14 protein-coding genes are annotated in these 12,977 nt (G+C 60.3%); 12 read left to right on the forward strand and 2 right to left on the reverse strand.

Annotated elements, in window-relative coordinates:
• Positions 1-69 precede the first annotated feature (69 nt).
• Both OP10G_RS12360 and OP10G_RS12365 read left to right on the forward strand, forming a co-directional pair.
• Positions 70-1,206, forward strand: a complete 1,137-nt coding sequence (locus tag OP10G_RS12360) for a sigma-70 RNA polymerase sigma factor region 4 domain-containing protein (RefSeq protein WP_025225574.1) — start codon at positions 70-72, stop codon at positions 1,204-1,206.
• On the forward strand, positions 1,203-2,282 hold the full coding sequence (locus OP10G_RS12365; protein WP_144241125.1) for a hypothetical protein: 1,080 nt from the start codon (positions 1,203-1,205) through the stop codon (positions 2,280-2,282). Before OP10G_RS12360 ends, OP10G_RS12365 begins: the two co-directional genes overlap by 4 nt.
• Before the next feature lie 100 nt (positions 2,283-2,382).
• Here the strand turns inward: OP10G_RS12365 and OP10G_RS12370 are convergent, their stop codons facing one another.
• Positions 2,383-3,393 (reverse strand): hypothetical protein, encoded by a 1,011-nt coding sequence (locus tag OP10G_RS12370; RefSeq protein WP_025225572.1) that lies wholly within the window; start codon positions 3,391-3,393, stop codon positions 2,383-2,385.
• 271 nt (positions 3,394-3,664) lie between these two features.
• Between OP10G_RS12370 and OP10G_RS12375 the strand changes: the two genes are divergently transcribed.
• The 4 genes from OP10G_RS12375 (at position 3,665) to OP10G_RS12390 (ending at position 7,243) form a co-directional block, all read left to right on the forward strand.
• A complete protein-coding gene (locus OP10G_RS12375) occupies positions 3,665-4,495 on the forward strand; it encodes an AlkZ-related protein (RefSeq protein ID WP_144241126.1) in 831 nt (276 codons plus the stop codon).
• 41 nt (positions 4,496-4,536) lie between these two features.
• Entirely contained in the window at positions 4,537-4,935 is a 399-nt protein-coding gene (locus OP10G_RS12380) for a VOC family protein (protein WP_025225570.1), read from the forward strand.
• A 233-nt stretch (positions 4,936-5,168) separates the two neighbouring features.
• Positions 5,169-5,558 (forward strand): BlaI/MecI/CopY family transcriptional regulator, encoded by a 390-nt coding sequence (locus OP10G_RS12385; protein WP_025225569.1) that lies wholly within the window; start codon positions 5,169-5,171, stop codon positions 5,556-5,558.
• Positions 5,555-7,243 carry a M56 family metallopeptidase gene (locus OP10G_RS12390; protein ID WP_025225568.1) on the forward strand — a complete coding sequence of 563 codons (1,689 nt, stop codon included), beginning with the start codon at positions 5,555-5,557 and terminating at the stop codon, positions 7,241-7,243. Before OP10G_RS12385 ends, OP10G_RS12390 begins: the two co-directional genes overlap by 4 nt.
• A gap of 49 nt (positions 7,244-7,292) precedes the next feature.
• Here OP10G_RS12390 and rplA read toward each other — a convergent pair whose 3' ends face one another.
• A complete protein-coding gene (gene rplA / locus OP10G_RS12395; RefSeq protein WP_025225567.1) occupies positions 7,293-8,012 on the reverse strand; it encodes a 50S ribosomal protein L1 in 720 nt (239 codons plus the stop codon).
• A gap of 138 nt (positions 8,013-8,150) precedes the next feature.
• Here rplA and OP10G_RS12400 point away from each other — a divergent pair, with 138 nt between their 5' ends.
• The 6 genes from OP10G_RS12400 (at position 8,151) to OP10G_RS12425 (ending at position 12,883) form a co-directional block, all read left to right on the forward strand.
• Complete coding sequence (locus OP10G_RS12400) at positions 8,151-9,299, forward strand: S41 family peptidase (protein WP_025225566.1); 1,149 nt, start codon at positions 8,151-8,153, stop codon at positions 9,297-9,299.
• A gap of 186 nt (positions 9,300-9,485) precedes the next feature.
• Positions 9,486-9,995: a glucose-6-phosphate isomerase family protein gene (locus tag OP10G_RS12405; RefSeq protein WP_025225565.1), complete on the forward strand. Its 510-nt coding sequence runs from the start codon at positions 9,486-9,488 to the stop codon at positions 9,993-9,995.
• An 89-nt stretch (positions 9,996-10,084) separates the two neighbouring features.
• Positions 10,085-10,702 (forward strand): ABC transporter ATP-binding protein, encoded by a 618-nt coding sequence (locus OP10G_RS12410; protein ID WP_025225564.1) that lies wholly within the window; start codon positions 10,085-10,087, stop codon positions 10,700-10,702.
• Complete coding sequence (locus OP10G_RS12415; protein WP_144241127.1) at positions 10,686-11,354, forward strand: heme exporter protein CcmB; 669 nt, start codon at positions 10,686-10,688, stop codon at positions 11,352-11,354. The genes OP10G_RS12410 and OP10G_RS12415 overlap by 17 nt, the downstream gene beginning before the upstream one ends.
• On the forward strand, positions 11,351-12,079 hold the full coding sequence (gene ccsA, locus OP10G_RS24570; RefSeq protein WP_025225562.1) for a cytochrome c biogenesis protein CcsA: 729 nt from the start codon (positions 11,351-11,353) through the stop codon (positions 12,077-12,079). The genes OP10G_RS12415 and ccsA overlap by 4 nt, the downstream gene beginning before the upstream one ends.
• Positions 12,080-12,121: 42 nt before the next feature.
• A complete protein-coding gene (locus tag OP10G_RS12425; protein ID WP_025225561.1) occupies positions 12,122-12,883 on the forward strand; it encodes a class I SAM-dependent DNA methyltransferase in 762 nt (253 codons plus the stop codon).
• Positions 12,884-12,977: the final 94 nt, after the last annotated feature.

Genomic DNA, 12,977 nt, shown 5'->3' on the forward strand with positions numbered 1-12,977 from the left:
CTAAAAGTACTAATTGATATTTCCAGTGTACTATGATAAAGAATCTTATTTTAGGAAAATGGTACTTAAATGTCAATTCTTTGTCGACCGAAGCAGGCGCCCGCGATCGATCTGCTTAAGCCACGCCGCCGCCACTTATCGCAGGCACGTTCCAAGCCGTATCATCTGGAACCTGTGGAACTGTTGTTCGAACTCGAAAAACTCAGCAGTCCCGATTCCAGGGTGGCGGAGGAGGCTCTTTACCGGATTCGCCCGACCATAGAGCGACATCTTGTCGGGTACTTGCGCGGATGGCAAATATCGGGCGACGACCTCGACGACGTGAAGGCCGGCACGATTACGAACATTTGGAAGGCCAGGGGGGGGCTGACGTTTCGGAGCGAGGGAGAGTGGTGGAGGTACGTCTTTACCACCGCTAAGAGACTTACGCTCGCCAAGTTGAAAGAGCCAAAACCGGGGCCGCTCGAGACCGACATCTCGGAGGCGGAGGCCGCTGTCGTCGATATTGTAGTGCGTCATCGGGACCGCTTGTATCAAGCCGCAGACGAACTCTGGCTCGGTCGAGCCCCGGGCGTCGACGAAAGCGAGTGGCGAAAGCGGATACTTGCCGTCCAGTTTTTTTACTTGCACGGGTTGCCTTGGGATGCCGTCGCCGAGATCGCGGGGCTTAAGCCGTCCGACCGAGCCCAGCTCGATGCATGGCTTTTGCAAGTGTGCAACCTCTTGGGAACGGCGTTCACCATCCTGTGCCTGCCGAACGCCAAGCTCGTAGAAATGCTGCTTGAATCAAGCGGACAAAATTGGACGGAGGCCGAGAGACGGATCGTCGCGTTGCGATACGGCAACGGCCTCCGTACCGAGAAGATCCTCCAAATGGAACCATCGCTGTCGGGGGCCCTCGTCGAGGAAACCGTTCGGCGATGCCGGGAGTTCCTCCCATTTACCGCCTCTGCTTTGGAAATGCGGGATGCCTTTTCTAAGGTGCCGCGTCAAGAGGCGGCGTTTTCGGCTCCCGACCTGTGGAAGCGGCTAGTTTTTCAGTATTGCTATCAGTTCGAATTGCCCCAGAAGCAAATCATGGAAAGAACCGAGCCGCCCGCCGGTGTCTTCGGCTACCGCCTGACGGAGGGAACGCTCAATATGTGGACCAGCGGTGAGCGCCTCTCCGGTCAGCTTGCGAAATATCTAAAGCGAGGAAATCCTTGAGCCCGAGCGATGACATGGACCTCGGACCCGAGGCGATCCGAATGATCGAAGCGATCCTTCGGTCGACCCCGCCCGGTACCGAGCCGGAAATATCTCCCCTCGCCTTGGCCCGCTTCGCCATGGGTTGGTCCAATCGGGAAGAGTCGAAAGACGTCATCGATTGGCTAACCCGGAATGAGTCGGGACGTAAACGGTTGATCGGATTAAGAGATGAGATCTCCCGGGGCGAACTCATAGCCCCCGAGTTGAGGGAGATCGTTTACGGGGCTTTGCCATCGGAGTTCGAGCAGGTTCGGCGAGTTACTCAATCCGGTGCGCCACTGGATGCGGTACGCCGCATCCTTGCCGGGGAGTCGCACGTCGTGCGGGGGATCTTCGCGGAAATGGGGCAACGCCTTTCGAGACCGGCCGCTTCGTTCCTCGCGTTTCGCGGTGCAGAGCCAACCGGTAGTCCCGACCGGCTAACCGTCTCGGAAACCGTGATCGAGCCGTCCGGCGACATTGTCGCCCACGCCCGAGGGCTCGGCCCGCAATGGGAGGGCCACACGCTCGCCTTACTGTTTCTGGATCCGGTTTCCGGTTCGGTCACGTTAGGAGATGCCTCGGTTCGGAGCGGCGACTGGCAGCTTCGAGTTCCGGATTTTGCCAGCCTCTTCTCGATTGAGGCGACTGCGCTACCAGTTACCCGTTTCCAATTGCAGGAAGGGACGGCGGCTCCCCGGGGCGCTTCCGAGATCCATTGGTCGGTGACCGTGGAGTTGGCGAACGGAGAGGAGTTGTGGCTATCGATCCCCTCCACCGGCGATCCGTTCGTCGAAGCTTCGGATGAGGAAGGGAAGGGGCGATTGGTCCTTCCTTTGTCGATTTCCCCCGAGATCGCCGCTTCGTACGCAGGCTTCGTCCTACACGCCTACTTGGTGCTCGCTCCTCGCCCGCTGCACCTCGGTAGTCAACCAATCGACCGGGTCGCAGCCGACGGCAGGTTCGTCTGTTCGCTCGACATCCCCCCCGGGCCAGTCCCCATGGAGGCATTGTCCTTGCGGCTCGTTGAACGCCGGGAATCAGGCCGCCGGTAGGGTGGGCTTCCCTGGCGAGAAACTCCGGATAGGGATTTCTCACCAGGGAAGCAAAGTTCCGCTGACCGTAATGGCGGCGTTGAGCTGGCCGTCACTGCCACTAAACTTGTGGCGTCGCTTGCGGGTTAATGACGGGCGGAGTCGTGCCGCAGGGGTAGTAGCACTTGCAAATGATGTCGTCCATGATGAATTGACCCGGAACCGCCGGATCCTCGTAAACATGAACGTTGCAGCAAGTGACACACGCGTCGTCGGTGGCGCTGAGACGCTCCACGAAAACGTGAGGTAAATCCTCCTGGCTTCTGCGAGCAAATCCGATCGGTGGTTGGGCCGCCACTTGGAGCGCGGTCATGGGGGCGGCTCGTACCTGGACTCCTTGCTGAGGAGTGGTCAAAGAAGAATCGCCCTGCTCGACCTCGATCGCGGCCAGGCGGTCCTTTAACTTGTGGCTCATCTGCAGGCACTCCACGATGAATTCAGCCCGGTTACGGGCCGCCGGCTTGATTCCCAGAGGATCGGCAGGGTCGACCACTTTCGCCATCCCTTCTACGGTTCGGGCTTTCAGGTCGAAGTGGAGGGTCCCGGTTCGGCTTCCGTTGCCGGGCATAAAGCCCAGGACGCTCTTAGTGAGCTCCCCGTTGTACAGTTCACCCGCGCCTTTCGGAGGCCAATAGAAGATGGTCACGATGCTCGTGCAAAACGCAAACTCGGCGTAAAATCCGCCGTTTTCGGTGGCCTTTTCGACGACGTCTGGAGGAGGGCCGGCATTCCCCCCTGCACCCGCGTCCGGGTTGAAATCTAGGAAAGTGAGGCCCGTGTCGTCGATGGGGGCCGTCATTAAGAAGTTCTCGACGGCAAGGTAGGTGCGGGTGTTCTTGTCCTGCCGGTGCGTCGGGCCGGGGCGGAGGATAGCCGTTACCGGGCCGCGCAGCCGCCACATCGGCGTGTCCTGGCCCTTGTCCCAATCGAGTTGCTGCGTAAGCATAAAGTCGACCGGATCACAGAGGAAGTCCACGAACTGGCTCCAGTCAGTGCTGAAATAGATAAGGGAGTGCTCCGTTCGCCCCGGTTCATAGTCTAGAGGTAGGACGGCGGCATAGCGTACGGGCAACGGTGCTGCAACAGGATTTGGCATGGTAAATCTCCGGCGGGCCGAACATGGATTCGATTTCCTAATCAGCCCCCAACCTATTGGTCGATCCCGTTACTTTATTCTAAGAGCATTGCAAAACTGATCCATTAGTTGCCTAATATGGAGGGAGCCCCCAAAAGCCCGCTTTCTTACTTGGATGGACGCAGACGAGGGATACGCTTCGAAATTGCAAGAATTCTATCGATTGGTGACAGTCAGTTGTCACCAATCGGTCGCTAACCTGTTCTTCGTGATCGACATTGAAGAGCTTCGGCGTAGGAGATTTCGGAACTGGCGACAGGATGGCGAACGAAAGGTAGAGAATCCCGAGCAAGCCTCGGCGTTTATCCAAGAGGTGGGAATCACCACCCTGTACGCGGCGTCTCCCGAGTTTCCCAGCCTCTACCAAGCGCACATGGGCGACCCGAATCCCCCAAACTTCGCTTCTTGGGACTCCCCTAGCGGCTATGTCTACACGTGGCGTTGGGAACTGGGCCGTCCGCACGTCGCTTTTTATGGAGTCGTCGTCGCCAAGAAGCCGACGTGGGTCGCGTTCGACCGGCTGCCCACGGTCTTGGGAGCGCTGATGGAGCGCCGAACCCCCAAGCAGCTTTACGCCGCCGGCGAACTCTCTGCCGACGCTTACCGGCTAGCTCAAGCGTACGAAGGCACGGGCGGGCTCCTCTCTACAAAAGAGCTCCGAGCCCGAGGCGGGTTTGAGAAAGGGAAGGAAAGCCGCGCAGCTTACTTAAAGGCTGTCGATGAGCTCGATGCCCGGCTCTGGCTTGCCAAGCGGTGCGGAATGGAGGACGGGGGAGACGAAATGAGCCACGCGCTCGTCACCGCCCACTATTCGGACGCGGCCTCGGCCGCAATGAAGCTCGACCCCGTCGAAGCGCTCGCGGATCTGCTGGCGGAGGTCATCCGCCACTCCGTCTACCTCGACCCCAAACCTATCTCCCGCCACCTCCGGATTCGAGCTCAGACATTCGACGCCTCGCTTCTCCACTTAGAAGACAAAGGTGTTGCTCATCGACAGATCATTGGAAATCGAACGCTTTACATCCCTCCCAACTGCTAACTGCTAACTGCTAACCGCTAACTGCCAACCCAAAAAAAGCCATGAAACCGAGACTAGACATGATCGGACTCACCGTCCACGACATGGCGGAATCGATCCGCTTCTATCGCACCCTTGGACTCGACATCCCCGACCCCGACGGCGGCCCGTACCACGACGTTACGCTCGAGGGCGGTATCCGCCTCTCTTGGAATTCGGTCGAGATGATGCGAGAGATCGAACCGGATTGGAAGGAGCCGACCGGCCAACGGATGACGCTCGCATTTCTATGCGAATCCTCCGCCCAAGTCGATACCCGGCACCAAGCCTTGGTCGACGCCGGCTTCACCAGCCACAAAGCCCCCTGGGACGCCTTCTGGGGCCAACACTACGCCCAAGTCCTCGACCCCGACGGCAACATCGTCGACCTCTTCTCCCCTATCGAGCCGCAACCCCTATAGACTGCGGTGGCTTGCCACCGCTTTTTGTAAGCGAGCCTGCGGGCGTGACGACAGACCCCTGCCGATCTCAATACCGCCCTAAAAACCAACGTCTCTGTGTGAGCCGGCCGTGAGTATCTCGGGCTGCCCTAGGTGAACGAGCCTAACCCCGACCAATAACAAAAACAAAAAACCGTTAAACCCTTGGAAACTGACGACACTTGTCGTAAACTCTCCGACGACAGGTGTCGTCCATGCGAAAGACAAGCGTTGGTGAGGCGGAGCTTAGGCTCCTTAGTTACGTTGCGGAACACGGTCCTGCTACCGTGCGGGCGGTTTGGGACGGATATGGGCGGAGCCAAGGTTACGTCCGCACTACCGTTCAGCAGATGATGGAGCGGCTCCTCAAGAAAGGGCTGCTTGAGCGAAACGCCTCGTCCGAAGGGCTTCAGTACCACACGGTGAGCCCCAAGGCCGGCCTCCTCAGAGGCGCGGTCGACCGATTTGTAACCGAGTCGCTTGGCGGTTCCGTCAGCCCGTTCGTGCAGTTTCTCACGGATGCTCGAGAGCTTTCGGACGAAGACTTCGCCGCTCTGAGCGACCTGGTGGAACGCCTTCGGCAAGAGCGAGGAGTTCAGCCGTGATCGGCGATCAGCTCATCCAAGCCGCTCTTCAGGGCACTGTCGGGGTTATAGCAGTGGGGGCGGTCACTCGACTGATCCCCTCTCTTCGGCCCAACGTTCGATGCTGGCTGTGGCGATTGGCGGCGGTTAAGTTCGGCCTCGGATTGATCGGCGCCGTCGCGATTCCAATCCTGAGCCCGGAACCCTTATCGCTTCCTGCCGATACGGCGCCGATCTCGATGCAAAGTTCGCCGGGACCTCTTACGATCGCCCCGCACGTTGCTCACGCGACCTCGACGCCGGATACCGGCGGGGTGCTCTTGTCAATTTGGCTCATCGGAGCGGCCATGGCCCTTGTGCGGCTTGTCTTCCAAGTCGTGTGGGCAAAACGGCTATTGGCGGCCGTGAACCAGGAAACCCAAGTGATCCGTGGGATCCGGGTTAGTCGTCACCGGTCCGTCTCGACTCCAATGCTGGTGGGCTGGGTTTCACCAACCATTCTCCTGCCCACAACCATGAATTACGACCACGCCGAGGCCGCTCTCGCGCATGAAATCGCTCACGCGAGGCGATACGACGCCGTCTGGGCAGTGATCATGTCTTTCCTTGGCGCCGCCTTCTGGTGGATGCCCACTTTTTGGATTGCCCGCTGGAAGGCCCAAGAAGAAGCAGAGCTCGCCTGCGACGAGTTCGCCATCCGCGATACCTCTTGTTCGCCAGACACCTACGCAGAAATGCTACTCCGGTACTCCGGCAACCGCCACCGAGCCGTTTCGCAAGCCCTATCCGGCCCCGCCCGATCCCTCAAAAGGAGGATTCTTGCGATGCAAACCTTAGATCGTCGAACGCCCCGATATGCCCTAGCACTTGTCCTGCCGGTTGTTCTCGCGTTGGTCCCATGGACCGCTGTCGCCCGCCCTACGAAGCCCCCCGAAGCCGGATCACAACCATCGATTGTCACCCAATGGAGTCAGTATCTCCTCGGCGAATCTTGGGTCCAATCCGAATTGAAGGTCACGGATGAGGAGCGCGGCAGGCTGGCCACGATAAACGAAGACTTCATGCGCCGGATTCGCGATCTTGGGAACAAGCTGGCAGACATGACCAAGCGGCAAGTCAGCAATCGCGACCGATACGCTTACGACGTCCCTGTTCGGACAAAAATCTTTACGGACCTCCGCGACGGATCCCTCGCCCTATTGACGGACGAGCAACGCGGGCGGCTGCGGCAGCTTGCGACGCAATACATCGGCGAGCACGCTTTGACGTCGCCGCCCGTCGCTGCGGAAGCAAAGCTTTCGCCAGACACGTCCGCGGAGATCAAGCACTTGAGCGAGAAGTATCAAGCCCAGATCAAGGAGCTTAAAGCCTCGCTATTCGTTATGGCGTCTTCTCACGACGAGCGAAAGCTCACTCCCACCGAACGCAAGCGATACAATTTGCTCAAGAAGCAGCTTCTCGAGGCATCGGGTTCCCACCGGCAACGACTCTTTACAGAGTATTGGCGGCTTGAGATGAAGACCGTTCCACGCGCAAGGCCCCGTACGCAGGAAGACGTGGATCGTGTCCGCCTCCAGGGATTGCAGGTGAAAGCCGCGTGGAACGAGGCGATCCGAAAGGTTCTCAAACCAGATGAGAGAAGCCGCTGGGAGGCGATGTTGGGAAAGCGAATCCCTATGAAACGGCTCCCCTACTCATGGGAGTGACGCAAATGGAAAAGGTCCCTGAGAGATTTCTCTCAGGGACCTTCGAGCCTTACGCTGCGTACTTGCTGGCGAGGGCGATGTCGACCGGGATGCCGGGGCCCATGCTGGCGCTGACGGTGATCGAGCGGATGTATCGACCCTTGGCGCCGGCCGGCTTGGCTTTGAGCAGGGCGTTGAGACCGACGCGGAAGTTCTCGAGAAGCTGCTCGTCGGTGAAATTCACCTTGCCGATGCCGAGGTGGACGACGCCGGCTTTGTCGGCGCGATACTCGACGCGGGTAGCGCCCTTGATTTCGCGGACGGCGGCGGCGATGTTGTTCGTTACCGTGCCGTTGCGCTTGTTCGGAGTGCGCGGGCCGAGCAGTCGGCCAACCTTACCGATCTGCGGAGCCATCTCTTCGGTGGCGAGCAGGACGTCGAAGTCTCGGAAGCCGCCTTGGATCTGGGCGATCAATTCGTCGCCGCCAACCGTATCGGCGCCCGCCTCTTCCGCCGCCGCCGCGAGATCGCCGCGAGCGAGGACGGCTACCTTGCGGATCTTGCCGGTGCCGTGGGGCAGATTGGTGATGCCGCGAACGTTCTGGTCACCCTTACGAGGGTCGATTCCGAGCTTGACCGCGAGGTCCACGCTCTCGACGAACTTTGCGGTTGCGGTCTCCTTCACCTTGGCGAGGGCCGGAACGATGTCGAGGGTTACGTCCTTGTCGACGGTCTTGGCGATGGCCTCGAAGCGAGGCGAATGGGGGGCTTTTCGAATGTTCTTACGCAATGGATTTTCACCTTGTGGTGCAGGCGGACAGCAAGCCATCCTCCCACGAGTGCCACCGATTGTACCCGTTCGTGCCCACCCGCCCCCAAACGCCCAACGCCGTAACGCCTCAACGCCTAACGACCGTATCTAATACCGATGCCCCCTCTGACCCTTCTCGCCGCCTTCGCCCTCGCCCAAACCTCCGACAATTTCCCGAAGCTGTGGGAGCAGGTATCGAGTTCGATCTCCTCCCGCTATTACGCCCGCAAGACTCGTGGCGAGGAGATGAACCGGCTGCTCGAGAAGTACAAGCCGATCGCTACCGAGGCCCACAGCCGCGCCGAGTTCTCGAAGGCGGTCAACGACATGATCGCGGAGTTTCACGATTCCCACTTCGCGTTTTACGGCGACGATCAGCAGGGGTACTACGTGATGGACGGCCTTCTGCGCCGAACCGGCGCCGCCGAGATGCCCAACATCGGCGCGTGGTACCGTCTAGGACCGGACGGCTATACCGTCCAAATGGTGGTCAACGGAGGTCCGGCGGAAGCCGCTGGTATCCGAAAGGGAGATAAAATCCTCGCCGCCGACGGCAAGCCGTTCAAGCCGGTCGCCTCCTTCGGCGTCGACGGTAACGTCAAGCTCTCGATCCTCCGCGGCTACCAACGATGGGAAAAGGAGGTCAAGCCGCAAAAAGGCTCCGCGGTGGAGATGTTCCTGGACGGCACCCGAGATAGCGTCCGCGTCATCGATCAGGGCCCGAAGAAAATTGGTTACATCCATGTTTGGACGCTCGCCAGCGACGCATTCCGAAACGCGCTTGCGGGCGCGGTGTACGGGAAGCTGAGCGAAACCGACGCCATCGTGCTGGACCTTCGCGATGGCTTTGGCGGACGGCCGGAAGGGTTCGCCGACCCTTTCTTCCGCCCGGAGGCGCGGTTGGAATGGAAGACTTCCTTCGGCGATTCGAAGCAGCTTTTCGGTTACCAACGCCCCCTGATCGTGTTGATCAACGAAGGATCGCGAAGCGCCAAAGAGGTTCTCAGCCTGATCCTCAAGAAGAGCGGCCGGGCGACCCTCGTCGGTAGCACCACGGCCGGCAACGTCCTCGGCACCTTCCCCCAGCGCCTCAGCGACTGGGCCTACATAGAGATTCCGATGACCGACGTGATCACCGATGGCGTTCGACTCGAGGGGCGCGGCGTCGATCCCGACGTGAGGGTCCCAAAGGAGTTCGACGCCGAAGGGCACGACCTGTACCTGTCGAAAGCGTTGGAAATCCTGACCGCCAAGTTAAAGAAATAACTTCGTAAGTGGCACTGGCATCTTGCCAGTGGGTCCCAGGGGCATCCTGCCCCTGGCCCTTTTGCCATGGCCAAGGGGCTGTGGGTTCATCGGCTGGGAGCCGATGACACGTTTACACGACCAGGATGGTCGTGATACGCATGGGCTGGAAGCCCATGCCACGGTTTGGGTGCTACGATCTCTCTCATGCCGATTTTTACCGATCTCGCCTCGGGGCTCCTCCGGGGCGAGCAGGTCGCCGAAACCCGCCGGACCGTCGGCGATCTTGCCGGATACTGGGCCGACGAGACTGCAGCCCAGGCCTGCGCGGACGAGCTTCTCTACACCACCCAGACCTGGTTTCCGATCGAGGACGGGACGGAAGGCGCCGTCTTGTGGGGCAACACAACCTTGATGCCGGGCCGTGTCGGCGAAGAGCGTTTCATGACGCGAGGCCATTGGCACGTGAAGCGGGATCGTGGCGAACTGGTCGTCACTGTGTCCGGCAAGGGGTTGCTGGTCCTGATGGATGAAGATCGAAACGCCACTTCTGAGGAGCTCACGCCGGGTTCGACTCATTGGATCGACGGGCGGTATGCGCACCGCACGGTCAACACCGGTGACGAGCCGCTTGTCTTTCTCTGCGCCTGGCCGGCCGACTGCGGGCACGAATACGACGCCATCTTGAGCGACGGCTTTTCGATGAAAGTCACCTAACCCGTGGCGCCGGCTTCCAGCCGGCAGCCCAAGTAATCGCTCAGTCCCTTCTAGCGAACCTGGGGACAAACCCACTGCTGGGCTACCGGATGGAAGCCGGCGCCACGATGGGGCACAATCTCCACGTGCTTCGGGTGGATCGGCTGGGGAAACGGTATGGGGATCGCTGGATCTTCCGTGGCCTTTCGTTCCAACTAAACCTCGGCGACCGGCTCGTCATCGTGGGCCGAAACGGAGCGGGGAAATCTACGCTCCTGCGAACCCTCGCCGGGCTCCTTTCCCCCTCCGAGGGAAAGGTCGACCTGCCGGAAGGGGACCCTCGCCTGACGCTCGGGCTAAGCGCGTTGGAGCAGGCGCTCTACCCTCAACTCACCGTCGAGGAGCACCTCAAACTTGCCGCCGACCTCCGCGGCTGCCCGCCCCGCTCGGAAGAGCTACTGGACCAGATCGGCCTCACCTACGCCCGCCGCTACCCAGCCGGCCAACTTTCGACCGGCATGAAAGCCCGCCTCAAGCTTGCGATTGCCACCCAAGCCCACCCGAAGCTGCTACTACTAGACGAGCCCGGAGCCGGTTTGGACGAGGAAGGCCGGGCTTTGGTCAAGCAGATCGCGGACGAGCAGCGCGGCCGCGGCTGCCTCGTTATGGCCACCAACGATCCGAGTGAAAGGAGGTTGGCCGAACTTGAGCTTGAGCTGGCGAACTGAGATTTTGGCGGTGATGCGGAAGGAGTTCCGCACCGAGCTCCGCGCCCGGAGCGGGGTTCTGACGGCGTGCCTCTTCGGCTTCACCACCGTCGTCGCGCTCGCCTACGCCACCTTCAGTAAGACCCTCAGCGGGACCATTGCGGGTGGTCTCTTGTTTGTCGGGCTTTTGTTCGCCAGCGTACTGTCAATGCCCCGGACCTTTCTCGTCGAGGAAGAGCAGGGAACCGGCGACATGCTCCGCCTCTTGGCGCGCCCCCACGCCGTGTTTTGGGGCAAGGCGCTGTTCAACTTCGCGCAGATGCTCGTCGTCAGTTTCGTCCTTGCGGGGCTTTTCGTTCTGCTGATGCGGGTGCCGGTAACGGTTTCTTGGCTCCTTGTCGTATCGCTTATCGGCTCGTCGGCCTCCCTGGCGGCGGGGGTAACCTTATCGGGAGCGCTCGTGGCGCAGGCGGCGAACCGGGCCGCGTTAGCCGCGGCGGTGGCGTTGCCGCTCTTGCTGCCGATGGCGGCGCTCGCGGTGGCGGGGTTCCGAGTTGCGCTCGGTGACGGAGTCTTGGAAGGTGGAATCAGTGCCGGGATCGGTCTGATTTGCTACGGAGTCGTGAGCTTCGCGATCGGCCCCTACTTGTTCGCGGCGGTCTGGAAAAGTTGAACCTATTCAGCAAGCTTGTTCTGACGGTGGCGATGCCGATCGGCATCGTGTTCACCTTCACTGTCGCCGATGCTAAGAGCTTCATGCATCCGGAGTTCGCGCGGATGGTTTTCTATCATTTGCCCTGCGCGCTCCTTTGCTCGATCTTCCTCCTGTTCCTCGCGCCCTACTTTGCGTTCCGCTATCTGAAAACGAAGGAGATCGCCTGGGACGTGCGGGCGAACATTTCCATGGAGCTCGCCCTGTGGCTCGGCGTCCTCACCCTCGCCACCGGCATGCTGTTCAGCAAATACCAGTGGGGCGCTTGGTGGAACTGGGACCCACGGCAGACGTCGTTCCTGCTCACCATGCTGATGGCGGGGGCTTATTTCGCCATCCGGGCGGCCTTCGCCGATCCTGAAAAGCGGGCCTCGAACAGCGGCGCTTACGTTCTAGCGACGCTGCTGCCGATGCTGTTCCTGATCTTCGTTTTCCCACGACTTCCCCAGGTGCTGTCGCTCCACCCCGACGTCATCCGGAATGGCGGGTTCGATCCCACCTACAAGGGAACGTTCTATACGATGTTTCTCATCCTGAGCGTTTTCTGTGCGGCGCTCTACAAGACCCGGGTTCGACTGGGTTTCCTCGAAGAGGAGTTTCATAACCAAGATGCAAAACTGGCAAATCGCGATCATTCCGCCCCTACTGGTGTGGTTCGGCCTGTTTCTTTACCAACTCAGGACTGAGCGGCGGCTAAAGGCGTTGGAAGAACGAATTTCTTCTAAGTCGTGAGCTCGACGCCAGAAGAAACTGTCGGTAAGGAGAGCTTCGGCGCCGTCGCGCCGTACTACGACGAGCTGATGAAGCAGGTCCCGTACCGGATGTGGACCGGCTACTACCTACTCCTGCTGTCGCACCAAGACATCCACCCGAAGCGGATCCTCGATATCTGCTGCGGTACCGGCACCATGTGCGAGATGTTGACTCGCGAAGGGTTTGAGGTTGCCGGCTTCGACCTCGCTCCCGGCATGATCGAGGAAGCTCGACGGAAGGCCGAAAAAAAGAAGCTGGACATTCGGTACGAGGTCCAAGACGCCGCGACTGCCGACATGGGCCAGGAATACGACGCGGCGTTTAGTTTCTTCGATAGCCTCAACAACATCCTCGATCCTCAGAGGCTCCAGATGTCGTTCAATCGCGCGGCGGCGCATTTGCCTTCCGGCGGTTCCTTTATCTTCGACGTCAACACCGCCTACGCCTTCGAACAGCAGCTCTTCGATCAAGAAGATATGCGGGCGAACAAGAAGCTCCGTTACCATTGGCAAGGAGATTGGGACCCGGAGACCCAGATCATCACCGTCCACATGAAGTTCTGGTTCGGCGGCCGCACCTTCACGGAAACCCACGTTCAGCGAGCCTACAGCGACGAGGAGATCCGCTCCATGCTCGCCAAAGCCGGCTTCGAGCGGATCCGCGCCTTCCACAGCTACACCCTAAACCCCCCTCGCCACACCAGCGACCGCCTCCACTACACCTGCATCAAATCGTAGTCCGGAGCCCCCTCCTCTTGCCGTCGCGGCTGAAGTGCCGGCCTGCGAACGAACTCAGCCGCGAACGGGAGGAGGAGGGGGTTGGGGGTGGAGG

The sequence above is a fragment of the Fimbriimonas ginsengisoli Gsoil 348 genome (genome assembly GCF_000724625.1).
GTDB classification, from domain to species: Bacteria; Armatimonadota; Fimbriimonadia; order Fimbriimonadales; family Fimbriimonadaceae; genus Fimbriimonas; species Fimbriimonas ginsengisoli.